The sequence below is a fragment of the Streptosporangium roseum DSM 43021 genome (genome assembly GCF_000024865.1).
Lineage (GTDB): Bacteria > Actinomycetota > Actinomycetes > Streptosporangiales > Streptosporangiaceae > Streptosporangium > Streptosporangium roseum.
The window spans coordinates 3,985,162-4,007,853 of the sequence record NC_013595.1; the positions used below are offsets into that span (position 1 = coordinate 3,985,162).

Consider the following 22,692-nt stretch of genomic DNA (forward strand, 5'->3'; position numbering starts at 1 on the left):
GCGGATCCGTGCTCGGTGCACGCCGGCGCGGCGGGCGTCCTCGGGGTCCTGACGCTGGCCATGCCCGCCCCGGAGGCGGCCGCCGCGGTCGCCGCGCTCTCCCGCCGGCTGCGGCTGCGGCTGGCGGAGGAGGACGCCTGGCGGCCCGGCCTCCACTTCGGCCGCTCCGGAGCGGTGTGGGCGCTGTACGACGCGGCGGCGGCCCTGGACGACGCCGGGCTGGCCCGGTACGCGGTGCGGGCGGCGAGCCTGCTGCCGACGGATCACCCCAGCCCGGACGTGACACACGGGCTGGCCGGATGCGGCATGGCGGTCCTGCGCGTCGCGCTGCGGTCGGGCGATCCGGCGCTGCGGCAACGCGCCGCCACGACGTTCCAGAACCTGCACGACGCGCGGTCGTACCTGGACGGCCACCCGCAGTGGCCGACACCGCGGACGTTCGACTCCGGCCTCGCCGGAGCCAACCACTTCGGCTTCGCGCACGGCATCGCCGGGATCGGGACCGCGCTGCTCCACGCGGGCCGGGCCCTCGACCGGCCGGACTGGACGGCGACCGTGCACGAGGTCGCCCGCGCCCTCTACGAGCACGCGGACGTCGACGGGGACACCGCCTGGTGGCCGACCCTCCGCGGCGACCCGGGGACGGTGCGTCCCCGCAGGCCGTACTGGTGCAGCGGATCCTCCGGGATCGGCTCCTTCCTGGTGAGGTACTGGCACGCCACCGGCGACCCGAAGGCGCTGGACCTCGCGCGCGGGGCGGCGGCGGCCGTGCACCGCACCCGGTGGCAGTCGGGGCCGGTGCCGTGCCACGGGCTCCCAGGCGACGGGGAGTTCCTGCTCGACATGGCCGACCTCACCGGTGACGACCGCTACCACCGGTGGGCCCGGGACCTGGCCGCCTGCCTGGAGATCAGGGCGGTCGGCCGTTCCGGCCGGCTGCTCGTGCCCGACGCCCAGGCGGGCTTCTCACCCACCTTCCTCGGAGGTACGGCGGGCGTCGTCGCCTTCCTCCTCCGGCTGCGTCACGGGCATCCCCGACTGTGGATGCCCGACGACGCCCCCAGGCTCGCCGTCCGCGACGGGACGGCGATGAAAGAAGAGCGGGCCGTATCAGAGGCGGCCCCGCCGACCACAGGAGGTAAAGACCATGTCCTTCGACGTTGAGGACCTGCAGGCGCTCCAGGAGCTGGAGCCGGGCACCAACGAGGCGCTCCGGCTGACCCACTGCTTCAAGCACGCCGGTTGCACCGACGGCTGACGTGACAGGCGACTGATGTGAAGGCCCCGCCCTCCCGCTCCCGGGAGGGCGGGGCTCTGCCCGATCACCGACATTCGATCACCCGACGCTCGATCATCAGACAAGGACAGGTACGGCCGTGCGCGATCGTCCCGCCTCCGTCCCGGAGACCCCTCCCGCCCCAGGGACCTGGCGCAGGGTCGTGCGGCTGTTCATGCCGTACCGGGGCGCCGTCTGCGTTCTCGTCGTGCTCATCGCCGTCTACTCCGCCCTGAACGCCGCCGTCCCGCTGCTGACGCGGGTGGTCTTCGACCGGGCGCTCTTCGGGCCTGGCGGCCCCGACCTGCCGCTGCTCGCCCTGATCGCCGGGCTGGCCGCGGCGATCGCCTGCGCGGTGGGCGCCGTGGACCTGGGGCAGACGTGGCTGTCGGCCCGCGTCGCGCAGCGGGTGGTCCACGGGCTGCGCGCGGAGATGTTCGGCCGCCTGCAGCGCATGCCGCTCGCCTTCTTCGCCGCGGAGCGGGGCGGCGAGATCCAGTCGCGGCTGGCCGGCGACACCACGCAGATCGAGTACGCGGTCAAGGACACCCTGCCCGGCGCGCTCTCCGGCCTCATCGGATTCGTGGTCGCGGCCGGCGCGATGGTGACCCTGTCGCCGGTGCTCGCGGGCGTCGCCCTGATCCTCGCGCCGCTCGTCCTGCTGGTGGCCTCCCGGTCGGGGCGGGCGCTCTCGACCCTGTCGGCCGACGGCCAGCGCACCCGGGCGGAGCTCTCCTCCATCATCGCCGAACGCCTGTCGCTGGGGGGCGTCACCATGGCCCGGGTGCACGGCAGGCGTCAGGAGGAGGCCGCCGGGTTCACCGCGGAGAGCGAGCGGCTGGCACGGCTGGGGGTCCGTTCCGGCGTGGTGGCCCAGCTGGTGCTGAGCGTGGGCCACGTCTTCTTCGTGCTGACCCCCTACCTGGTGTTCGTGGCGGCGGGGCTGACCGGCGGGATCACTCCGGGCACCCTCGTCGCCTTCACCGTGCTGCAGGCGAGGCTCTACCAGCCCCTGTGGCAGATCCTGCACATCTCCACCGAGTTCCGCTCCGCCCAGGGGGCGTTCGAGAGGGTCTTCGGCTACCTCGACCTCCAGCCGGAGCCGGAGCCGCGGCAGAGCCCCGCCCCGGGACCCGGCGCGCTCGCCGCCCGCGGGGCCGGCTTCCGCTACCCGGGGACGGGTGAGGAGGACCGCCCGGCGCTGTACGGCGTGAGCCTCGACATCCCGGCCGCCTCCACCACGCTGGTCGTGGGCCCGAGCGGCTCGGGCAAGACGACGCTCGGCCACCTGCTCGCCGGGCTGCACCCGCCCACCGAGGGAGCGGTCGTGATCGACGGGACGGAGTTCGGGGCGCCGCTGCCCGGACGGATCTGCATCGCCACGCAGGACCCCTTCCTCTTCCAGGGATCGGTCGCCGACAACCTCAGATACGCCGCGCCCGGCGCCACGATGGACGATCTCGTGCGGGCCTGCCGGATCACCCGGATCCACGAGCGGATCGCGGCGCTCCCGGACGGCTACGACTCGCCGGCGGGTGAGCGGGGGGCGCTGTTCTCCGGCGGCGAGCGGCAGCGCATCGCCCTGGCCCGCGCGCTCCTGGCCGACGCGTCCGTGCTCGTGCTCGACGAGGCGACCTCCGCGCTCGACCCGCTGACCGAGCTGAAGGTCGTCGAGGCGATCCTGGCGGAACGGGCCGGACGGACGACCGTGATGATCACCCACAGGTTCGGCGTGCTCGACTCCTTCGACACCGTCGTGGCGCTGGAGGAGGGGCGGGTGGTGGAGCACGGCTCGCGCCTCGACCTGCTCGGCGACCGGCACGGGCTGTACGCCCGGATGGTCCGCGCGCAGACCGGCGCGGCGTAGCCCGGGTCCGCGCTCATGGAGGCGTGGCGGGCCCCCCGGGAACGGTGAGGGCCGGCGTGCGGCTCACGGGCCACCCCTCGGCGGAGGCGAGTGCCGCGTACCGGGCGGCGTCGCGCACCGCGGCGCCGCCCGGATCGTTGTTGAAGTACACGTGGACGTCGCAGCGTCCGTCCCAGGCCTCGCCCAGCCGGCGTAGCCAGGAACGGAGCGCGCCGTCGCCGTACGCGGGCCAGGGAGTGGCGCGGCCCTCGTGGAAGCGGAGGTAACCCCAGTCGGCGGTCCGCCACAGGGGCGTCTGCGGGCGGCCGAGCCGGTCGGCCCAGCACAGGGCCGCGCCGTGCGCCGACAGCACCTCGCGCACGGGATCACTCCACCAGGAGGCGTGCCGCGGCTCGACGGCGACACGCACGTCGGCGGGGAAACAGCGCAGGCACGCGCCGAGCCGTCCGGGGTCGGCCGTCAGCGTCGGCGGGAGCTGCAGGAGGATCGGCCCGAGCTTGCTCCCCAGCCCGCCGGCCGCCGCCAGCAGGCGCTCGACGGGCTCCTCGGGGTCCTTCAGCCGTTTGACGTGGGTGAGGAAGCGGCTCGCCTTGACCGCCATGACGAAGGTGTCCGGGGTGCGGTCCCTCCAGTCCTCGAACGTCCGGCGGGCCGGCAGCCGGTAGAAGGTGTTGTTGTTCTCGACCGTCTCGAAGCTCTCGCCGTACCGCTCCAGCCACAGCCGCCGGGCCAGGGCAGGGGGGTACAGCACCCCGCGCCAGTCGGCGTACTGCCAGCCGGACGTCCCCACCCGCATCATGACGGTCCCGCCCCGTCGAACCCCGCCTTCTCCATGGGGCGGGATCTGCCCGCCGCCGCGGCCTTCGACACCACCCGCGGCCACGCGGCGGGGGTGGTGCCTCCTTCCGCGAGGAGGCGGTCGATCGGAGATGCCGGGCGCGGACCTCTGGCTTCAGCCATGGGGGTAACTGATCGTTTCAGAATGAAGTTCTGAGGCGCCGGAGGCAGATAATGCTGCAGGCCAGTTCGAGCAGGCCCTGATGGAGGTCGGCCCGGCGCTCGTAGCGGATGCGTAGTCGTTTGAACTGGAGGAGCCAGGCGAACGCGCGTTCAACCACCCAGCGCACCTTGCCAAGCCCGGATCCATGGGCGGTTCCGCGTCGGGCGATCACGGGCTTGATGCCGCGCTTCCACAGCAGGCGGCGGTATTTGTCGAAGTCGTAGCCCCGGTCGGCGTACAGGCGCCGGGGCTTACGACGGGGGCGCCCCCGCAGGCCCCGGATCGGTGGGACGGCGTCCAGCAGCGGCAGCAGCTGGGTGACGTCGTGGCGATTGCCGCCGGTGAGAGTGACGGCCGGCGGGGTTCCGTGCCGATCGACGATCACATGGTGCTTGGAACCGGGCCGGGCCCGGTCGACGGGCGAAGGGCCGACATGATCCCCCCTTTGAGGGCCCGGACATGTGAGCCGTCGACAGCGCAGTCATCCAGGTCCAGAAGGTCGGTCTGCCGTAGCTCGGCCAGCATAGCGGCGTGCAGGCGGGGTCAGACGCCAGCCTCGGTCCAGTCCCGCAGCCGGCGCCAGGCCGTGACTCCGGAGCAGCCCACGGTCTCCGCGGGCACATCGCGCCAGGCAACACCGGTCCGCAGCACGTACATCACGCCAGTGAGCGCCGCCCGGTCCGGAATACGCAGACGTCCCGGGTGGCGACGACGGCGCTCGGGAACGGGTGGCAGCAGCGGAGCCACGCGCTCCCACAGGTCGTCCGGAACAAGATCAGCACTCACCCACACAGCCTCCCGATCAACATTGCCAGGTACAAGAGCGCGGGCTCAACTCGCTCTGAAACGATCAGTCAGTCGGCGAAGGTGCCGACCAGCCGCTGCGGGGTGACCCTGACGACCACCCGCACCACCTCCGGCGGCAGTTCCAGGTACTCCTCACCCGCGCCCGGCCCCTCGTACTGCTCGGCCAGTGCGACGGCCAGCTTCCGGCCCAGATCTTCGGCCACCGTCGCGGTACCGCGTACCTCCAGGTATCGCAGCGGGTTGGCCCGGTCGTAGACCGTCAGGCTGACCCGCGCGTCGCGCTCCATGTTGGTGACCTTGCGGCGGCCGGCTGCCGAAGAGATCAGCAGGTCGCCGCCGTCCCGGGCGACCCAGACCACTGAGGTCTGCGGGCTGCCGTCGGGGTTCACGGTGGCCAGCACCGCGGGATTCGCATCGTCAAGGAGCCTGCAGGCGGCATCGTTCAACTTGATCCTCACGCCCGCGACCCTAGCCAGGTCGCCAGGCGGCGTCGACCGATATATCCCCTGCCGGCGCGCACGCAGGGCACCCTCGCCGACCGAGATCGCAAACCGCAAAACCCGGGCTCATCTCATTCTGAAACGATCGGTAAGTCCGGCGTGGGAAGGTGCTCCAGCGCCTGAGCGTGCCTTGACCGGAACCGGCTGCGGCAGCGCACCACGCGCTGGTAGAGTCGGTCGCGGTCGAACACGTGAGCGATAACCAGGCTCGCACCTTTGGCCGTCACTCACCGCCGGGAGGGCGGAGCCCGTGTCACCCGGAACGGGATCGTGGGCTGGGGCGTGGAAACCCGTGTAAACGGGGCCGGAAGGTGAACCGCCAAGCAACAGCGTCGCGACCGTGCGCAGAGCCGCACGGTTGGGATGGCTGGAATCCCTCGGATTCATCCGTGGGGAGCGCTTCAAACTACGGGGACAGCGTGTGCTCGCCGGGACCGCCGGAGGTACGGCGGCGCGGCGGATCGGGGGAGCGGCAGATGGCGGATGACGACGTCCGGGGGCGGTCCGGAGAGCCCGCGGTGACCTCCGGCGACCCGCCGGTGATCCGGAGCGACGTTCCCGGCTCCTTCCCCTGGAGTGTCCTCCACGACCGGCACCCCGCCCTGATCCGGAAGGTCGGTGACGCCACGCCGTACGGTCCCGACCGTCGGCGCGCGCTCGACCTGCTGCTCAGGGAGATCACCGACGGGGTGATCGGTCCTCTGGAGAGGGCCGCGCACGACCGCGAGCTCTGGGAGAGCTGGGATCGGGGCCATGTCGGGCGGCGCTGGGACGACGCGCCGTTCCTGTGGGCGGAGAGCTACTTCTACCGCAAGCTCCTGGCCGCGGTCGGATACTTCGATCCGGGGCCGTGGCGGGGCGTGGACCCGTTCGAGCCCTTCAAACAGGCCGAGCTGCTCGGCAAGGGGGTCGAGGCCGAGCTCCGCGCGCTCGACGGCGTGCCCGGCATGCCCCCCGGGGAGCAGGCGCAGACGCTGCTCCAGAGGGCGCTGTGGGGAAACCAGGCGGACCTCGGGTTCCGCCTGTCCGCCGGAGGGGCGCAGGCCGGCGGCCGGACGACGGGCCTGACGGCAGACGACAGCGACCTTCTCTGGCCGGCGGTGGACGGCCCGCGCCCCGCGCGGATCTGCTTCGTCGCCGACAACGCGGCAGGCGAGCTGCTGCCGGACCTCGCCCTGATCGATCACCTGCTGCACGCGCGGGGGGCGCGGGAGGTTCTCCTGCATGTGAAGCCCACGCCGTACTACGTCTCCGACGCCGTGCCCGCGGACGTCATCGCCTGCGTGCGGCGGCTGTCGGCCGCCGGGGGCCGGGCGGGGGAGGTGGGGGAGCGCCTGTGGGGCGCGATGGGCTCGGGGCGGCTGGCCGTACGGGCACACGTCTTCTCGTGCGCGCCCCTGCCCTACAGCGAGATGCCCGAGGACCTGCGGGAGGAGTTCGCCTCCGCCTCGTTGACGATCATGAAGGGTGATCTGAACTACCGGCGCCTCGTCGGCGACCGGATGTGGCCGCCGACCACGCCGTTCGCCTCGGCCGTCGGATACTTCCCCGGGCCGGTGGCAGCCCTGCGCACCCTGAAGTCCGACGTCGTGATGGGCCTCGGAGCCGACGTGGTCACGGAGCTGGACGCGGGCGGGCGGCCCTGGCGCACCAGCGGCACGCATGCCCTGATCCAGGTCAGGCCGTAGCCGCGCGGGTGACGGCGGGCCGCCGGGCGACCGCGCCGGCGGCCGGACCCGGGGCGGAGGTCAGGGGCGGGTCAGCCGCCGGTAGACCGCCGCGGCCGTCAGCCCGTAGGCCAGGTGCGGGACGACGTCGGCAACCCACGAGGACGCCTCCCATCTGCGCGGGTCGGTCAGCCGGAGCGCGACGAGGGGGATGTCGCCGGCGGCCATCGCCGCCGCCGACAGGCCCAGGGCGGCGACCGGCAGGGGGAGGCGCCGGTCGCCGGCGAGCAGCCCGTAGAGCGCGCCGGCTCCGAGGCCCGCCGCGTATCCGAGCAGCGCGCCCACGCCCTCGCGCCTGCTCTCGCCGGCCTGTCCGGAGCCGAGGTCGGCCCCGGCCCGGTCGGCCAGCTCGGCGGCGGCCTCGGACGGCAGCCGGCTCGCAGGGCGGCCTCGGACGGCCATGTCCAGGTAGGTGACGGCGTCCAGCGCGGTGGTGCCCGCCGCCCCCGCGACGATTCCCGCTCCCAGGCTCATGGCCGGAGCTCTCCCGTCCCGGGGACGCCGCCGGGCCGGGACGAGGCGCCTGGACCGCGGGCGCGCTCCGGCCCTCCGGCCGGCTCGGTGGCGGCCGGGCGGACGGCCTGCGCCTCCGTACGTCGCCCCTGAGCGACCATGTTCTGCCCATGTGACATGCGCGTTCTCCCCCGAGGCGGCAACGAGGTCGATATGCCCGCCGGCGCCACGGTCAACCGTCGCCCCGGACGGCTACCCGAGGGCGCGGTCGAGGTTGAACGCGGCACTGATCAGCGCGAGATGGGTGAAGGCCTGCGGAAAGTTGCCGAGCTGCTCACCGGTCTGCCCGATCTCCTCGGCGTACAGGCCGAGGTGATTGGCGTAGGTGAGCATCTTCTCGAAGGCCAGCCGCGCCTCGTCCAGGCGGCCGGCGCGGGTGAGCGCCTCGACGTACCAGAACGAGCAGATCGAGAACGTGCCGTCCTGTCCCCGCAACCCGTCCGGGCTGGTCAGGGGGTCGTAGCGGTACACCAGGGAGTCGGACACCAGGGTCCTGCCGAGGGCGTCGAGAGTCGACAGCCACTTCGGGTCGGTGGGGGAGACGAACTTGGCCAGCGGCATCATCAGGATGGAGGCGTCGAGGACGTCCTCGTCGAAATGCTGGACGAACGCCTGCAGCCGGGCCGACCAGCCGCGCTGCATGATCTGCCGGTAGATCGCGTCGCGGGCCCGTTGCCAGCGCGGCGTGTCGGCGGGCAGCCCGCGGTGGCCGGCCATCCGCATGGCCCGTTCGATCGCCACCCAGCACATCAGCCGCGAGTAGACGAAGTCCTTGCGCCCGCCACGCGTCTCCCAGACGCCCTCGTCGGGCTGGTCCCAGTTGTCGCAGACCCAGTCCACCAGCGTGTGGACCTCTTCCCAGTGGTCACTGGAGATCGGCTGGCACATCTTGTCGTAGAGGTAGACGGAGTCGATGAGAGCTCCGTAGATGTCCAGCTGGAGCTGGTGGACGGCGCCGTTCCCGGTGCGCACCGGGGCGGAGCCCCGGTAGCCCTCGAAGTGGGACAGCTCGACCTCGGGCAGCTCGGTGCGCCCGTCGATGCCGTACATGATCTGCAGCGGGCCCGACGGGCCGGTGCCGTCCCGGCTGACGTGCTCGGACAGGAAGTTCATGAACGCCGCCGCCTCCTCGCTGAACCCCAGCCTGAGCAGGGCGTACACGCAGAACGCCGAGTCGCGGATCCAGACGTAGCGGTAGTCCCAGTTGCGCTCGCCGCCGATCTGCTCGGGGAGGCTGGTCGTCGCCGCCGCCACGATCCCGCCGGTCGGCGCGTAGGTGAGCAGCTTCAGCGTCAGCGCGGAGCGGTGCACCATCTCCCGCCAGCGGCCGCGGTAGCGCGACGCGGACAGCCAGCGCCGCCAGTACGCGACCGTGGCGGCGAACTCCTCCTCGGCCTCGGCGATCGGGCACGAGCGGGGTTCCACGCCGTCGCCGAGCTTGTCGAGGGCGAAGACCGCAGACTCGCCCTCGGTGAGTTTGAACTCCGACCAGACGTCCGGGCCGTCGGTCTCGATGGACGTGCTGGCGCTCAGGGACAGGGAGAGCGACGGCGACTCGAAGATCGCCCGGCCGTCCCGCATGCTCAGGTCGTGCGACTGCCTGCCGTAGTCGAAGCGGGGCGCCACCCGCGCCCGGAACGGCAGCGCCCCCCGGACGCACATCACCCGCCGGATCAGCCGGTGCCTGCCGTCCTCGGCCGAGCCGGCGACGACCGGCATGAAGTCCTGGATCTCGCCCACCCCGTCGGCGGCGAAGAACCGGGTGATCAGCACGTTGGTGTCGGGGAAGTAGAACTGCTTGGTCCGCGCGGGCACGTCGGCGGCCAGCTCGAACGACCCGCCCCGGTCGGCGTCCAGGATCGAGGCGAACACGCTCGGCGAGTCGAAGCGCGGGCAGCAGTACCAGCCGATCGTGCCGCCGGTGTCCACGAGCGCCACGCTGCGCAGGTCACCGATCAGTCCGTGGTCGGCGATCGGCGGGTAACGAGAGGCGCCCGCCGGATCCGGGCGACGAGCGGACCCCGCTGCCGCCATCTCAGCCTTCCCACCGTCGCAGCCCGCACCTCACGCCCTCAAGCTACGTGCCGCGGAGGCTCGCCGGGGTCTGTGCCGCGTCAAGGACCCGGCAGGTTTCCGGCACAGGCCGGCTCGCGGCGCTCACCCCCGCACGGTCCAGCGGGGGCCGTCCGGGCCGTCCTCGATCGACACGCCTCCGGCGGCGAGCGCTTCGCGCAGCGCGTCGGCGCTGTCGTAAGCCCCCTGCTCGCGCAGCCGTTCACGGAGCGCGAGCAGCGGCTCGACCAGCGGGGCGAGCCGGTCGCGTGGCTCGGAGGTGTCGGCCAGGCGGCCGAGCCGGGTGACCAGGTGCCGCAGGATCTCACGGGCCTCGTCGACACCGCCCTCGTCCTCCTCGGTGTCGGCGGCCCATTTGGTGATCTCCGCCTCCAGGTCGAGTACGGCCTGCGTGGCCTCCGCGGTGTTGTGCTCGCCGAGCGCGGCGCCGAAGCGCTGTTCGCAGGCGCGGGTCAGCTCGCCGAGGGTGACGTGGCCGGCCTCCGGCGGGACCACGGGCCCGGGGGACGCTCCGGAGCTCCCGCCCCCGCCCCGGACCAGCCGGCGCAGTTCGGCCAGCCCGGCGACCGTCCCGGCGGGCAGGACCGTCTGGGAGCCGGGGCGGCGGACGGTCAGGCCGCCCCGCCCCGCCACCTGGAGGCTCTCGGCCCGCAGGTCGAAGACGACGGCCGTGTGCTCGTCGATGCCGAGCACCGCCGCGTCCGGGGGGAGCAGGCGCTCCAGGAAGGCGAGTCGCCGCTCGCCGAGATAGCAGTAGCGGGTGTCGTGGGTGCCGCCCTCGGCGTTGTCGTAGTGCGGGATCACCGCGACCCGGAGGCCGAGCACGCCGAGCAGGTCGAGGCCTTCGCGCCAGTGGGGCTCGGCGCCCACCTTGTAGACCTCGTACACCGGCACCGCCGCGATGCCCGCCGTACAGGCCGCGGCCGAGGCGAGCACCGTCGCCCCGTCCCGCGCGCGGACGCGGCCCCGCAGCTCGGCCGCCACCGGCGTGGCCGTCCATCGGTCGAGTGCGAACGTCGGGCTGCCGGGGCCGGAGAACACCCAGTCGGCTCCGGCGATCGCGGTGCCGACCTCGACGTCGAGCCCGACGCTGCGGGCGAAGTATCTCCGGGCGCGTGAGGAGATGTCCGCGGCGTTCTCCTGGAAGGCGTAGGGAGTGTCGAGCAGTACGGCCCGGGGTCCGTCGCCCAGCCGCCGGACGACGGAGCGGTGGACCTCGACCATGGTCGGGCTCGTCTCGCCCGATCCCATGAGCACCAGCACGCCGGGCCGGTCCTGCATCGCGCTCCCGCCTCTCCGTCGTAGGTGACGGATTCCAGCCATTCACGGGAAGTGGGGCGAGGGCAATACCACCGGTGCTTTCACCCGCCGGCCACGGCGCCTGCGTGACGACGGTGCCCGCGTGACGACGGTGCCCGCGTGACGACGGCGTTCGCGTGACGACGGCGGGCGGCGCCCGGCCGGGGGGATCGTGAACGCGGCCGGGCGCCGCCCGCTCGGGCGAGATCTACGGGACCGATCTCAGGGGGGTCAGAGCCGCTGCCAGAGCACCGGGACGTTCGGCGGCTCCCAGCCGGGGAGCGCGGTGTGCGCCTGGATGCACCGGTAGCTCGCGCCGCCGTAGGTGACCTGGGAACCCACCTGGTAGGCGGTGCCCGCGGCCCAGGTGCCGGCCGGGGTCGTCGGGCCGGTGGTGGGGGTCGGGCTCGCGGTCGGGGTCGGGCCGGTGGTCGGGGTCGGGTTGGGGTTCGGGGAGCCACCGCCGACCTGCAGGTCGACGCACGAGTAGAAGGCGTTGGGGGTGTCGGCGATGTTCCAGATCGCGAGGACCTTCTGCCGGCCCGACCTGCCGCCCAGGTTCACGCTGTGCGAGACCGTGGCGCCGGGCTGGCGGCCCTGGTCGTTGAACACCGCGATCCGGGTGCCGCCGACGTAGTACTCCCAGGTGCTGGTGGCGTGGCGAGCGGTCAGCACCCAGTTGAAGGTGACCGAGCCGCCCACGCTCGTGGCCGGCCAGCCCTTGCTCTCGTTGTCGAGCTGGGCGAACCGGGAGTTGCCGCCGCTGCAGCTCCTCAGGCCCTTGGGCCCCTCCACGCTCTGCGGCTCATAGATGATCTCACCGCAGTTGGCCACGCGACCCTGGGCGCACATGGCCTGCCTGCTCGGCGGCGACGATATGTAGCCGTGCGCGTGAGCCGGTGTGGCGATGAACACCGTGGCCCCGATGGCGATGATCGCCGCTGCGAGGAAGTTGATCGTTCTTCGCACGTGGTACTCCTTTACTGGGGGGATAAGCCAAACGTAAAGGAAAGTTTCCTAACAGTAAATGCTTTAGTCATGCGGTTCCCCGGCTTTCGCCGGATGCCCGGCGCCCTGCGCGGACTCCTCGGCGGCGAGACCCGGCCCGCCCGGCGGGGCCACCGGTCGGCTCCGTCGGGTAGGACTGGGTGATGCTCATCTTCGGCCTCCGCACCGTGACCCACCGGCTCGGTGTGCTGACGCTCCTCTGCCGCAACTGCGGCAACACGGTGGCACAGGTGCTGTCCAGGAAGGTCACCAAGTTCAGCCTGTTCTTCGTCCCGCTGTTCCCGGTGCGGACGAAGTACGGAGTGCAGTGCACCTTCTGCGGGGCGTCCTGTGACATCTCGAAGGACGAGGCGGACCGTCTGGCGGTCCGCTGACCGCCGCCCCGTGACCGGAACGTCCGCCGTCAGGTCGCGGGAACCGCCGCGACCGCCTCGATCTCGACCAGGATGTCCGGCCGGAAGAGGCCCGCCACCTGCACGAGCGAGCTCGTCGGTGGCCGCTCCGTGTTGACGAACTCGTCCCGTACGGCCCGGATGGTGGGCAGCGCCGAGGTGTCGACGACGAAGATCGTGAGCTTGAAAACGTCGTCCCAGGTCGCCCCGCCCGCTTCGAGGGCGGCTCCGACGTTCCGCATGGCCAGGCGCGTCTGGGCCTCCCAGTCGCCCGCGGTGGCCGGTGTCCCGTCCGCGGCGATCGGGACCTGGCCCGAGGTCCAGACGAGCCGGCTGCCGGCCGGGACGCCGGCGACGTGGCTGTAGCCGTTGGTCGGCGGCAGCGTCGGGGGAGTGCTGAAGTCGATGTGCGTCATGGTGCCGTTCCCGATGTCTCAGAGGTCGGACGGAAGATCACCTGAGACTGTGCCATACAGGCCGGGATCGGGCGGAAGCGCCGCGGCGTGTCCGGCCGGCCGGGGCCGCCGCTCGCGAGCGCGGGCGCGCCGGTCAGAACGGGGCGGTCCCGCCGGCACCGAAGTGGGTCTCGTGATCCCACAGGTGGGTGCACGCCGGGCACTGCAGATGCAGGCGGCTGCCGGTGTTGCCGATGAGGTAGCGCCAGTGCTCCCCGCAGTTCCGGCCGCCGAGGCAGGCTCCGCAGTCCTTGTCGTCGCGGCATCCGGGGCATGGCACCCAGGCCCTGCGTCCCAGGTCGGCGTGGGGATCAATCGGCAGCACGGCCCGGCTCCCTTCGCGGGAGGACTCCGGCCGCCACGAGCATGTCGTAGGTCTCCTGCTGCCGCTCGTCGAGGCCGGAGTAGAGGAGGTCGTAGGCCAGTTCCTCGGACCGCAGCACCGCCGGTGGGTCCCAGTCCGGTCCGACCGCCGCCATGAACGCGGCGCGCCGACGGGCCTCCTCGAGGGTGAGATCGATCTCGAAGACGGCGGGTGCGCCGTTGTTTTCCTGACTCATGGCGCGACCTTCCGATGGGGTGGCGGACATGGTGTCCGTGTGATCGGCGGAAGGTCCGGTCTCCGCGAGGGCGCGGTGAGGGCCGGGCCGGGGGGATTCTTTGCGATCACGCGAATGTGTGCGGGGATGTGGCCCCTCCTGAAGAGGAAGCCTTGTCCTTTATATACCTTATGTCGCTTTTCGTGCCTTGTCCGTGACGTAACTCACGGCGGCGTCCCCCCGGGGAGGGGGACGCCGCCGGTGTTCTCAGTAGTTCGTCAGCAGCCGGTCGAGGACGCGGGTGCCGAACTGCAGGGCGTCCACCGGCACCCGCTCGTCGACGCCGTGGAACATCGCGGCGAAGTCCATCTCCGCGGGCAGCCGCAGCGGGACGAACCCGAAGCCCCTGATGTTCAGGTCGGCGAAGAACGTCTTGTTGTCGGTGCCGCCCGACATGCAGTACGGCACCGCCCGCGCGGTCGGGTCCTCCGCCTTCAGCGCCGCGATCATCGATTCGACCAGCTCGCCGTCGAACGTGGTCTCCAGCGCGATGTCGTGGGTGATGTACTCACGCCGGACGTCCGGTCCGAGCAGCTCGTCGACCGTGGACAGGAACTCCTCCTCGAAGCCCGGCAGGAACCGGCCGTCCACCACGGCACTGGCCTGGCCGGGGATCACGTTCGCCTTGTAGCCCGCGGCGAGCATGGTCGGGTTGGTCGTGTGACGCAGGGTCGCGCCGACGAACCGGGCCAGCGGGCCGATGGCCTCGATGATCGGCGCCGGATCCTCCGGGTCGAAGGGCAGGCCGAAGGCGTCGGCCACCTCCGACAGGAAACGCCGCACGGTCGGCGTCAGCTTGAGCGGCCACTCGTGCGAGCCGAGCCTGGCCACCGCCTTGGCGACCTCGGTGACCGCGTTGTCGGGGTTGAGCATGGAGCCGTGCCCGGCGGTGCCGCCGGCCACCAGGCGCATCCAGGCCAGGCCCTTCTGCGCGGTCTCGATCAGGTAGAGCCGCAGCGAGGGGTCGACCTCCAGGGAGTAGCCGCCGACCTCGCTGATGGCGTGGTCGACCCCGTCGAACAGCTCGGGGTGCTTGCTGGCGAGGTACTTGGCGCCGTACTCGCCGCCCGCCTCCTCGTCGGCCACCCAGGCGAAGACGACGTCGCGCCTGGGCTTGCGGCCCTCGGTCACCATCTGCCGCAGGACCGCCAGCATCATGGCGTCCATGTCCTTCATGTCGACCGCGCCCCGGCCCCAGATGTAGCCGTCCCGGATCTCGCCGGCGAACGGGTCGACGGTCCAGTCGGCGGCGTTGGCGGGCACCACGTCCAGGTGGCCGTGGACCAGCAGCGCGGGCAGGCCGGGGTCGGAGCCCTCGATCCTGGTCACGACGTTGCCCCGGCCCGGCGCGCTCTCCACGTAGGTCGCCTCGGCGCCGACCTCCGCGAGCCTGGCCATGACGATCTCGGCGGCGGCGCGCTCGCCGGGGCCGCTGCCGTCTCCGTAGTTGCTGGTGTCGACGCGGATGAGCTCGGCGCAGAGCTCGGCTACCTCGGTCTCGGCGGGGGTCATTGGCACTCCAGGGTGAGCAGGCCCGACTTGCGCAGGTGACCACGCTTGTAGGCACGGGTGATGAGGGTGACGTTGACGTCGGTGACGTCGTCGAGCGGGCCGACGACGGCGGTGAGGAAACGGTAGAGCTCCGCCTCGTGGGCCACGGCGACCTGAACGATCATTGTGTGGGTGCCCGAGGTGGCGGCACAGTAGCGCACGCTCGGATGGGCGGCGAGCGTCTCGCCCACCTCGTCCAGGCCGTGGGCGCGGACCGAGAGCCAGAGCTGGGCCTCCACCTCCAGGCCGAGCAGCGCGGGCTCCACCTCCGCGCGCAGGTGCACGGCCCCGCGCTCCAGGAGGCTCGCGACCCGGCGGCGGGCGGTCGGCACCGAGACCTCCAGCCGCTCGGCGATCGCGGTGAAACCGATGCGGCCGTCGTCGGCCAGCAGGCCGACGACGTCCCTTTCGGCCCCGGTCAGCTCGAGGTGCTCCGGCGGCGGGCCGGCCGTCGGCGCGGTGGCCCTCAGGCGCGCGACCTGCTCCTCGCTGAGGTACGGCGCGTGCCACTCGGCCACCGTCTGGAAGGTGTGCAGCACGACCTGGGTCCGGGTCTGGGCGATGCCGGGGGTGGCGGGGATCTGCGCGGTCAGGATCTCGTGCAGGAGGTGCCTGGAAGGGGCCACCAGCTCGCAGCCGATGTCGGCGGCTCCCGTGACGGCGTAGACCGAACGGGTGTCGGACCGGCCGGAGAGGGCCTCGGCGACCTGCTCCGCCGTACAGGGGCTGACCCGGACGTGCAGGTGCACGGGCGTGCCGAGCCCGCAGCGCAGCTCGTCGAGGATGGCGGTGACCCGCACGGCTCCGGTGGACATCAGCCGCTGGAGGCGGCGGGCCACGGTCCGTTCGTGCTCGCCGACGGCACCGCCGATCTCGCCCCAGGTCGCGCGGGGGGCGACCTGGAGGGCGGCGACCAAGCGACGGTCTAGATCATCCAAAATGGTCACGGAGGCTCGTTTTTGTGTCGGAAATATAAAAAGACTTCAAGATGTTTGACTAGTTCTATCATTCAGTTGCAAGGTAGGCCACTTGAGAGACTTCGTACACCTCTAAGCGCGAGGAGTCCCCGTGGCCACAGTTCCCCCCAGGTCGGCCCCGCTCGGCGTCCCACGGAGCCGGGTCCGCCAGTTGATGGCCGCCAACGTCGGCAACGTCGTCGAGTGGTTCGACTGGTACACCTACTCGTTCCTGGCGATCTACTTCTCCACCCAGGTCTTCCCCAAGGGTGCGGGCAACAGCATGGTGCCGTTGCTGAGCACGTTCGCGGTCTTCGCGGTCGGGTTCTTCATGCGGCCGCTCGGCGGGCTGCTCGTCGGCTCGTTCGCCGACCGGTTCGGCCGCAAGGCCGCCATGACCTTCACGATCATCCTGATGGGCGCCGGATCGCTGCTGGTCGCGATCACGCCGACCTACGAGACGGCCGGCGTGCTCGCGCCGATCATCCTGACGCTCGCCCGGCTGACCCAGGGCCTGTCGGTGGGCGGGGAGTTCGCCGCCGCCACCACCTTCCTCGTGGAGTCCGCCCCGCCCGGCAGGCGCGGCCTGTTCTCCAGCTTCCAGTACGTCAGCACCACCATCGGCCAGCTCCTCGCCTCCGGCCTCGCCGCCCTCCTCGCCGCCCTCCTGAGCGAGGCCGAGATGGGCTCGTGGGGCTGGCGCATCCCGTTCGTCGTCGGCGCCCTGGCCAGCCTCGTCGGGCTGTGGATCCGCAACGGCGCCGAGGAGACCACGACCCTGGCCGAGGACATCAAGAACGGCGTGGCCGAGAAGCCGAAGCTCTTCGAATTCCTGGTCCGCTACCCGACCAAGGCATTCATGATCGTCGGCATCACCATGGCGGGCACCGTCGCCTACTACACCTGGACGACGTTCCTGCCCACCTACGCCCAGCTCACGGTCAAGTTCGACAAGGCCGAGGCACTCCAGGTCGGCACGGTCTCGCTGCTGTTCTTCATGGTGCTGCAGCCGCTGCTCGGCATGCTGTCGGACCGGGTCGGCCGCAGGCCGATGCTGATCGCCTTCGGCCTGGCGTTCACGGTGCTGCCGGTGCCGCTGATGGGGATGCTGACCGACTCCTTCGCCAGCCTGCTGCTCGTCCAGTGCGTCGGCATGGTCTTCCTCGGCTGCTTCACCTCGATCTCGGCGGCGGTCAACTCCGAGCTCTTCCCCACCCGGGTCAGGGCGTCGGGCGCCGGCTTCCCCTACTCCCTGACCGTCGCGCTGTTCGGCGGCACCGCTCCGCTGGTGGGCACGGCGCTGGTCGACGGCGGCAACGCCGGGATGTTCGCGTGGTACATGTCGGCGCTCGCGCTGGGATCGACCCTGGTCTACCTCTTCGCGCTCAAGGAGACCAAGGACCAGCCGCTGAGCTGACCGGCCGGCGGGCCCTCACCGCGCCCGGCCGGGGATCCTCACCGGGGCGCGGGACGGCCCCGCCCGCGCGCCGGCCGAGCCGCCCGGGACGGCGTGGAGGGATCGCCGCGGTCGCCGATCCCTACGGGTGCCGCTGGGGGGCCTGCTTCACCTGGAGGTCTTCGAGCAGGACCTGCGTGGCGGCGGCGACGGCGTCCACGGCCCGGTCGAAGGCCTCCGCGTTGCGCGCGGACGGGGAGCGGAACCCGGAGAGCTTGCGGACATACTGAAGCGCGGCGGCACGCACGTCCTCAGTCGTCACATCGCTGGCGTACGGTTCGCGAAGGGTTTTGATACTCCGGCACATGGCACGACGGTACGACATCCCTCCGACATTCCGCCCCCGTGTTCCATCGCCGATCCCGGCCTCGCGCGGCGAGACCGGGACCGGGGTGGTGCTCCGCCCGCCGCGGGCGCGCTCAGCCGGTCGCTCCGGCGCCGGGGGAGACCATGAGCAGCCCCAGGCACATCTCGTCGCTGGTGCCCTCGCCCCAGACGACGTAGCGCGGCGGCAGGTCGCGCATCGCGGGCAGCAGCTTGCGGAGGCCGGCGTCGTGGGTGCAGGTCACCCGGAGGGTGTCGCCGGCCTTGACGGCGACCGGCTCGGCCAGCGGGCGGATGGCCTGCTCGTCGAAGTTATAGGCGGGGATGTCGAGCAGGGTCCGCGCGCCGGGCCGGCCGGGGTTGAGCTCCATCTTGATCGAGCGTCCGAGCAGGTGCATGTGCCCGGCGACGGCGTACACGGTGGCGGCGTCCTCGATCTTCTGGTCGCAGTGCTGGGTGGCGGCGGCGACGGGAGACCTGCCGCCGTTGCAGAACGCGTTGAGCTCGGTCACGGATCTCCCGGCCTGGTCCCCGAAACGGTGCACCACGTCGCGGACCGCCGCCCCACGGTCGCACAGCGGGCCGGACTCCTCGGCGGTGCAGGGCAGCTCGATCGGCGCCGCCAGCCGTGCGGTCGCCAGCGGGGCGAGGTCGGCCTTGCCGTCGGTGAGCCGCAGCCGGATCCCGGACTGGTCGCTGCCGACCGGCTTGCCCTCGGCGGTGAGCAGGTTGTAGTGCACCTGGATGATCAGCCTGCTGCCGGCCGGCATCGGGTAGCCGACCTTCTGGGTGAGCAGTGTCTCGTCGGCCCCCGGAGCCCAGTGGCCGATCCAGTCGCCGTCCTCGACGCCGGCGTCGCCGAAGCAGGTCCATCCCTCACCCGGCGTGCTCGCGTCCAGCTTGCCGGCCGTCGCGGCCTGCTCCGCGCCGACCCGGAAGATGATCGCGTGGTGGACGATGTCGGTGTTCTGCGGCAGGAACTGGCTGCCGGTGAGGAACGCCCGGCCGGTCAGCCCGGGGTCGACCAGGAAGCAGCGGTATTCGTCGGTGCCCCCGGAGGGCGCCGACGGGGTGTAGGGCTGCGGCAGCTTCAGGCTGACGAATCGCTCGGAGGCCCGCAGCGGTGCCGCCGCCGGTGGCACGGACGGCTTCCCGTGACCGCCGTGCGCCCCGGTCCCGGCCGCCGCGCTCGGAGCGTTCGAGGCGGCCGGAGGTCGCTGTACGGAGCATGACGCGATGAGCAGGACGGTGGCGAGCGCGATGGCCATCCCGGCCACCCACCGCACCGGCCGGACTGCGTGTCTCAAAACCCGCCCCCTGTTCTCCACGGGACCACCCGTGGGCTCCGACGCGTGCCGGGGCAGGAACTCCGGTCGAGTTCCGGACCCCGGGCGCCCACTCCAGAGTCCTCGCTCCCGGGGCGTTTTTCATCGGCCGGAAGGTCGAAACCACTCCTTCATGCGGCCGGCGGCACTCCTCCGTGCGACGGAGGACGCCTCTACGCCGCAAGTGGCAGTCATCACACCTTCCCCGCGCCCGCCCAGGTCACGCGACCGTCCCCGCCGCCCGGTCCCCTCGCCCGCCGGCGGCCGCGGAGATCGCCGTGGAAGGCGAGGCCGTCCGGGTCGGGACCCGGCTGACGAGGGAGCGGCTCAGGGGGCGATCGGCGGCTGCCGCTTGTGCTCGGTGAGCCGGTAGCGGCGGACGATGGTCACGAAGGCGGCCTCATCGACCGGCTTGCCTTCCAGGAGGTCGTCGATGTCGTCGTAGGTGACGCCGAGCGCCTCCTCGTCGGGCCTGCCCGGGTTCAGTGTCTCCAGGTCCGCGGTCGGGGTCTTCCCGATCAGCGCGGACGGCGCACCCAGAGCCTGCGACATGGCCCGCACGCGCCGCTTGGTGAGGCCGGTGAGCGGAACCACGTCGGCCGCGCCGTCGCCGAACTTGGTGAAGAAGCCGGAGACCGCCTCGGCAGCGTGGTCGGTGCCCACAACCAGCCCTTCGTGTGCGCCCGCCACCGCGTACTGAGCGATCATGCGCTGCCTGGCCTTGATGTTGCCGTGCGCGAAGTCCTGGTGGTGCGCGTCGCGGAAGACCATGCCGCCGGCCAGCAGCGCCTCCAGCGCGGCGTCGCTGGCGGACTTCACATCGACGGTCAGGACCCGGTCGGGCCGGATGAACTCCAGCGCCAGCTGCGCGTCCTTCTCGTCGGCCTGGGCGCCGTACGGCAGCCGCATCGCGAAGAACGTCGATTCCCGCCCGGCGGCACGGACCCGCTCGACCGCGAGCTGGCACAGCCGGCCCGCGGTCATGGAGTCCACCCCGCCGCTGATGCCCAGCACCAACGAGCGCAGGCCCGTGGAGGTCAGCTGGCCGGTGAGGAAGGCCACCCGGCGCTCGATCTCCTGCCGTACATCGAAGGACGCGCTCACCTGGAGATCCCGGGCGATCTCCTGCTGCGGGGACATGGACACCGGCTCGGTCACGGTTGCTCCTCGGTCGGGCCCGCGGGCAGGGGCGGCACGCGCCGCCGGACCGGGGCCCAGGGGTGTGGGGGACGGAGGCACTCTACGGGGAGCGAGCCGGGCACGTCGTTTCAGGTCCTCGTCCGCCGCAGTGCCGCCGGGTCCACCGCTGTCCCGGCGGAGGCCTCACCTCACCCGGCGTCCGCGGGTCGCCTTCGCGGAGCGCGTGTCATGCGGTGGAGCGCCCCCCTTCTAGGATCCAAGGTGTGGCGAAGTATTTCGATGTGCATCCGGACAGCCCTCAGCCTCGGTTGATCAGCCAGATAGTCGAGCTTTTGCATGCGGACGGGCTGATCGCGTACCCGACGGACTCCTGCTACGCGCTGGGGTGCCGGCTGGGCAACAAGGAGGGCATCGACCGGATCAGAGAGATCCGCAAACTCGGCAGTGACCACCACTTCACTCTGATCTGCAGGGACTTCGCCCAGTTCGGCCAGTTCGTTCATGTGAGCAATGCGCTGTTCCGGTCGGTCAAGGCGGCGACTCCCGGCGGTTACACGTTCATCCTGCCCGCGACCAAGGAGGTGCCGCGGCGGTTGCTGCATCCCCGGAAGAAGACGGTCGGCGTCCGGATCCCCGATCACGTCGTCACGCAGGCGCTGCTGGCCGAGCTCGGCGAACCGCTGCTGTCGAGCACCCTGCTGCTGCCCGATGAGACCGAGCCGTTGACGCAGGGGTGGGAGATCAAGGAGAGGCTCGACCACGTGGTGGACGCCGTCATCGACTCCGGCGAGTGCGGCGCCACCCCGACGACGGTCGTCGACTTCTCACAGGGAGAGCCTGAGATCCTCCGCCGGGGCACCGGAGACCCGTCCCTCTTCGAGTAGGCGGCAGGCCAGCGAAGGGCCGGGTTCTCTGACGGGGCCGAGGAGGGGAGTCCGCGCGCCCCCTGGCGATGCGGTGCGACACGGGGTGCCGGTAAGACTCGTGCAACCAAGTACACCCGATTGAGTCCGCCCAGGTCGGTGCTAGGGCCTGTCTCTTGGATCTCCGGCGTGGCGCGCTGGCTTGGCGGAACATTTTGCAAAGATCGCTGCATGTGCAGGATCGCCACGATCTGTCCGATGACGAGTGGGAACGACTAAAGCCCCGGCTTCCCTCGGATCCGCCTCGTGGTGGACGGTGGGCCGACCACCGCCGTGTGATCAACGGGATCCTATGGCGGACCCGTACCGGCTCGCCTTGGCGCGATCTGCCGAGCGAGTACGGCACCTGGAAAACCGTATACATGCGGCATCGCCGCTGGTCAGGCGACGGAACATGGCAGCTGATCCTGGACCTGCTGCGGGCCGGGTGCGATGTGGCCGAAGGCGACGACTGGACGGTTAGCGTCGATTCCACCATCAACCGGGCCCACTAGGACTCCGCCGGGGCCCGCCGCGAGCTGCCCCGCGACAACGGCTGCCGGGTAAAGGACGAATCGGACGGCCGCGAGGCCATCGGCAAGTCCCGCGGGGGCCGCACCACTAAGATCCATCTGGCGGCCGACCGGCGTTGCCGCCCGCTGGCCACGGTAACCACCCCCGGGCAGCACCACGATAGCCGGGCATTCACCAAGGTCATGGACCGTATCCGGATCCTGCGCCGAGGGCTGGGGCGACCGCGAGTCACCCCAGCCCGCGTGCTGGCGGACAAGGCGTACTCCTCCCGGGCCATCCGCGACCACCTGCGCGGCCGCGGCATCAAGCTGGTCATCCCCGAGAAGGAGGACCAGAAGGCCCATCGCCGCAACCGCGGCTCGGCCGGCGGGCGCCCCCGCGCCTTCGACGCCGAACGCTACAAAGACCGCAACACCGCCGAGCGCTGCTTCAACAAGCTCAAAGGCTTCCGCGCTGTGGCCACCCGCTATGACAAGAGAAAACACATCTACCAAGGCACCATCGACGTTGCCTCGATCCGGATATGGCTTCGCGACCCCGTCACCTGAGATGAACAGGGGTAGACCTTAGTCGAGCACCGCGGTGGCTTCGACCTCGACCATCAGATCGGGCTCGCCCAGGGCCGCGACGCCCAGCAGAGTGATCGGCTTGACCGGGTCGACTCCCAGTTTCGCTGCTGCCCGCGCGACCCCCTCGCCCAGCAGCGGCATCTTGTCCGCACTCCAGTCGACGACATAGATGGTCAGCTTGGCCACGTCGTCGAACGACCCACCGACCTCGGCCAGTGCTGTGCCCACATTCAGATAGGCCTGCTCGACCTGGGCCGCGAAGTCGCCCTCACCGACCTTCCGGCCCTCGGCGTCGCGCGCAACCTGTCCGGCGAGGAACACCGTTCTCGATCCAGTGGCGATCGACAGCTGCCGGTACACCTCCGGCTTCGGTAGTCCGTCGGGATTGATCAGCGTCACGGTCACAGCTGCACTCCTTT

At 71.6% G+C, this 22,692-nt stretch carries 21 protein-coding genes and 2 pseudogenes; 7 read left to right on the forward strand and 16 right to left on the reverse strand.

Annotation, left to right across the window (positions count from 1 at the left end):
- The first annotated feature begins 15 nt into the window (after window positions 1–15).
- Together SROS_RS17415 and SROS_RS17420 are read left to right on the forward strand one after the other, a co-directional pair.
- Window positions 16–1,164, forward strand: a complete 1,149-nt coding sequence (locus SROS_RS17415; RefSeq protein WP_012890266.1) for a lanthionine synthetase LanC family protein — start codon at window positions 16–18, stop codon at window positions 1,162–1,164.
- A gap of 212 nt (window positions 1,165–1,376) precedes the next feature.
- Window positions 1,377–3,143 carry an ABC transporter ATP-binding protein gene (locus tag SROS_RS17420; RefSeq protein ID WP_012890268.1) on the forward strand — a complete coding sequence of 589 codons (1,767 nt, stop codon included), beginning with the start codon at window positions 1,377–1,379 and terminating at the stop codon, window positions 3,141–3,143.
- A gap of 13 nt (window positions 3,144–3,156) precedes the next feature.
- Here SROS_RS17420 and SROS_RS17425 read toward each other — a convergent pair whose 3' ends face one another.
- The 3 genes and pseudogenes from SROS_RS17425 to SROS_RS17440 form a co-directional block, all read right to left on the reverse strand.
- Window positions 3,157–3,942 carry a DUF72 domain-containing protein gene (locus SROS_RS17425; protein WP_012890269.1) on the reverse strand — a complete coding sequence of 262 codons (786 nt, stop codon included), beginning with the start codon at window positions 3,940–3,942 and terminating at the stop codon, window positions 3,157–3,159.
- Window positions 3,943–4,120: 178 nt separating this feature from the next.
- Window positions 4,121–4,929, reverse strand: a pseudogene (locus SROS_RS47460) (IS5 family transposase).
- A 68-nt stretch (window positions 4,930–4,997) separates the two neighbouring features.
- Window positions 4,998–5,408, reverse strand: a complete 411-nt coding sequence (locus SROS_RS17440; RefSeq protein ID WP_043652228.1) for a PPOX class F420-dependent oxidoreductase — start codon at window positions 5,406–5,408, stop codon at window positions 4,998–5,000.
- Window positions 5,409–5,926: 518 nt separating this feature from the next.
- Between SROS_RS17440 and SROS_RS17445 the strand changes: the two genes are divergently transcribed.
- The gene (locus SROS_RS17445; RefSeq protein WP_012890271.1) at window positions 5,927–7,138 is read left to right on the forward strand and encodes a damage-control phosphatase ARMT1 family protein; all 1,212 of its coding nucleotides are present in this window, start codon (window positions 5,927–5,929) and stop codon (window positions 7,136–7,138) included.
- Between the two features lie 60 nt (window positions 7,139–7,198).
- Here SROS_RS17445 and SROS_RS17450 read toward each other — a convergent pair whose 3' ends face one another.
- From SROS_RS17450 to SROS_RS17465, 4 genes are all read right to left on the reverse strand, one after another.
- Window positions 7,199–7,651, reverse strand: coding sequence for a hypothetical protein (locus tag SROS_RS17450; RefSeq protein WP_012890272.1), 453 nt, complete (start codon window positions 7,649–7,651; stop codon window positions 7,199–7,201).
- 231 nt (window positions 7,652–7,882) lie between these two features.
- A complete protein-coding gene (locus tag SROS_RS17455) occupies window positions 7,883–9,724 on the reverse strand; it encodes a glycoside hydrolase family 15 protein (RefSeq protein ID WP_012890273.1) in 1,842 nt (613 codons plus the stop codon).
- A gap of 123 nt (window positions 9,725–9,847) precedes the next feature.
- On the reverse strand, window positions 9,848–11,044 hold the full coding sequence (locus SROS_RS46020) for a CysS/YqeB C-terminal domain-containing protein (RefSeq protein ID WP_012890274.1): 1,197 nt from the start codon (window positions 11,042–11,044) through the stop codon (window positions 9,848–9,850).
- Window positions 11,045–11,293: 249 nt separating this feature from the next.
- A complete protein-coding gene (locus SROS_RS17465) occupies window positions 11,294–12,031 on the reverse strand; it encodes a lytic polysaccharide monooxygenase (RefSeq protein ID WP_012890275.1) in 738 nt (245 codons plus the stop codon).
- Between the two features lie 182 nt (window positions 12,032–12,213).
- Between SROS_RS17465 and SROS_RS17470 the strand changes: the two genes are divergently transcribed.
- A complete protein-coding gene (locus SROS_RS17470) occupies window positions 12,214–12,444 on the forward strand; it encodes a zinc-ribbon domain-containing protein (RefSeq protein ID WP_012890276.1) in 231 nt (76 codons plus the stop codon).
- Window positions 12,445–12,473: 29 nt separating this feature from the next.
- On the opposite strand, the gene SROS_RS17475 is transcribed toward SROS_RS17470, so the two are convergent.
- The 5 genes from SROS_RS17475 to SROS_RS17500 form a co-directional block, all read right to left on the reverse strand.
- Window positions 12,474–12,878 (reverse strand): RidA family protein, encoded by a 405-nt coding sequence (locus tag SROS_RS17475; protein ID WP_012890277.1) that lies wholly within the window; start codon window positions 12,876–12,878, stop codon window positions 12,474–12,476.
- Window positions 12,879–13,011: 133 nt separating this feature from the next.
- Window positions 13,012–13,242 carry a hypothetical protein gene (locus SROS_RS17485; RefSeq protein WP_012890278.1) on the reverse strand — a complete coding sequence of 77 codons (231 nt, stop codon included), beginning with the start codon at window positions 13,240–13,242 and terminating at the stop codon, window positions 13,012–13,014.
- Window positions 13,229–13,477: a DUF6400 family protein gene (locus SROS_RS17490; RefSeq protein WP_012890279.1), complete on the reverse strand. Its 249-nt coding sequence runs from the start codon at window positions 13,475–13,477 to the stop codon at window positions 13,229–13,231. Before SROS_RS17490 ends, SROS_RS17485 begins: the two co-directional genes overlap by 14 nt.
- Window positions 13,478–13,723: 246 nt before the next feature.
- Window positions 13,724–15,028, reverse strand: a complete 1,305-nt coding sequence (locus SROS_RS17495; protein ID WP_012890280.1) for a M20/M25/M40 family metallo-hydrolase — start codon at window positions 15,026–15,028, stop codon at window positions 13,724–13,726.
- Window positions 15,025–16,014: an Lrp/AsnC family transcriptional regulator gene (locus SROS_RS17500; protein ID WP_012890281.1), complete on the reverse strand. Its 990-nt coding sequence runs from the start codon at window positions 16,012–16,014 to the stop codon at window positions 15,025–15,027. The genes SROS_RS17495 and SROS_RS17500 overlap by 4 nt, the downstream gene beginning before the upstream one ends.
- A gap of 121 nt (window positions 16,015–16,135) precedes the next feature.
- On the opposite strand from SROS_RS17500, the gene SROS_RS17505 reads away from it, so the two are divergent.
- Window positions 16,136–17,440, forward strand: a complete 1,305-nt coding sequence (locus SROS_RS17505; RefSeq protein WP_012890282.1) for an MFS transporter — start codon at window positions 16,136–16,138, stop codon at window positions 17,438–17,440.
- A 121-nt stretch (window positions 17,441–17,561) separates the two neighbouring features.
- Here the strand turns inward: SROS_RS17505 and SROS_RS17510 are convergent, their stop codons facing one another.
- The 3 genes from SROS_RS17510 to nadE form a co-directional block, all read right to left on the reverse strand.
- Window positions 17,562–17,804 carry a DUF2277 domain-containing protein gene (locus tag SROS_RS17510; RefSeq protein WP_342632932.1) on the reverse strand — a complete coding sequence of 81 codons (243 nt, stop codon included), beginning with the start codon at window positions 17,802–17,804 and terminating at the stop codon, window positions 17,562–17,564.
- Between the two features lie 94 nt (window positions 17,805–17,898).
- A complete protein-coding gene (locus tag SROS_RS17515) occupies window positions 17,899–19,110 on the reverse strand; it encodes a monooxygenase (RefSeq protein WP_218919863.1) in 1,212 nt (403 codons plus the stop codon).
- A 345-nt stretch (window positions 19,111–19,455) separates the two neighbouring features.
- On the reverse strand, window positions 19,456–20,268 hold the full coding sequence (gene nadE / locus SROS_RS17520; protein ID WP_174435292.1) for an ammonia-dependent NAD(+) synthetase: 813 nt from the start codon (window positions 20,266–20,268) through the stop codon (window positions 19,456–19,458).
- A gap of 263 nt (window positions 20,269–20,531) precedes the next feature.
- On the opposite strand from nadE, the gene SROS_RS17525 reads away from it, so the two are divergent.
- Both SROS_RS17525 and SROS_RS47465 read left to right on the forward strand, forming a co-directional pair.
- Window positions 20,532–21,152, forward strand: a complete 621-nt coding sequence (locus SROS_RS17525; protein WP_012890286.1) for an L-threonylcarbamoyladenylate synthase — start codon at window positions 20,532–20,534, stop codon at window positions 21,150–21,152.
- Between the two features lie 206 nt (window positions 21,153–21,358).
- A pseudogene (locus SROS_RS47465) lies at window positions 21,359–22,252 on the forward strand (IS5 family transposase).
- Window positions 22,253–22,270: 18 nt separating this feature from the next.
- Here SROS_RS47465 and SROS_RS17540 read toward each other — a convergent pair.
- Window positions 22,271–22,678: a RidA family protein gene (locus tag SROS_RS17540; protein ID WP_012890287.1), complete on the reverse strand. Its 408-nt coding sequence runs from the start codon at window positions 22,676–22,678 to the stop codon at window positions 22,271–22,273.
- Window positions 22,679–22,692: the final 14 nt, after the last annotated feature.

What these genes read in the sequence shown, in the direction of transcription:
- SROS_RS17450 (WP_012890272.1), bottom strand. Translation starts at nt 7,651, where the DNA reads ATGAGCCTGGGAGCGGGAATCGTCGCGGGGGCGGCGGGCACCACCGCG.
- SROS_RS17425 (WP_012890269.1), bottom strand. Translation starts at nt 3,942, where the DNA reads ATGATGCGGGTGGGGACGTCCGGCTGGCAGTACGCCGACTGGCGCGGG.
- SROS_RS17490 (WP_012890279.1), bottom strand. Translation starts at nt 13,477, where the DNA reads ATGAGTCAGGAAAACAACGGCGCACCCGCCGTCTTCGAGATCGATCTC.
- SROS_RS17470 (WP_012890276.1), top strand. Translation starts at nt 12,214, where the DNA reads ATGCTCATCTTCGGCCTCCGCACCGTGACCCACCGGCTCGGTGTGCTG.
- SROS_RS17475 (WP_012890277.1), bottom strand. Translation starts at nt 12,878, where the DNA reads ATGACGCACATCGACTTCAGCACTCCCCCGACGCTGCCGCCGACCAAC.
- SROS_RS17455 (WP_012890273.1), bottom strand. Translation starts at nt 9,724, where the DNA reads ATGGCGGCAGCGGGGTCCGCTCGTCGCCCGGATCCGGCGGGCGCCTCT.
- SROS_RS46020 (WP_012890274.1), bottom strand. Translation starts at nt 11,044, where the DNA reads ATGCAGGACCGGCCCGGCGTGCTGGTGCTCATGGGATCGGGCGAGACG.
- SROS_RS17445 (WP_012890271.1), top strand. Translation starts at nt 5,927, where the DNA reads ATGGCGGATGACGACGTCCGGGGGCGGTCCGGAGAGCCCGCGGTGACC.
- nadE (WP_174435292.1), bottom strand. Translation starts at nt 20,268, where the DNA reads ATGTCCCCGCAGCAGGAGATCGCCCGGGATCTCCAGGTGAGCGCGTCC.
- SROS_RS17495 (WP_012890280.1), bottom strand. Translation starts at nt 15,028, where the DNA reads ATGACCCCCGCCGAGACCGAGGTAGCCGAGCTCTGCGCCGAGCTCATC.
- SROS_RS17510 (WP_342632932.1), bottom strand. Translation starts at nt 17,804, where the DNA reads ATGTCGTACCGTCGTGCCATGTGCCGGAGTATCAAAACCCTTCGCGAA.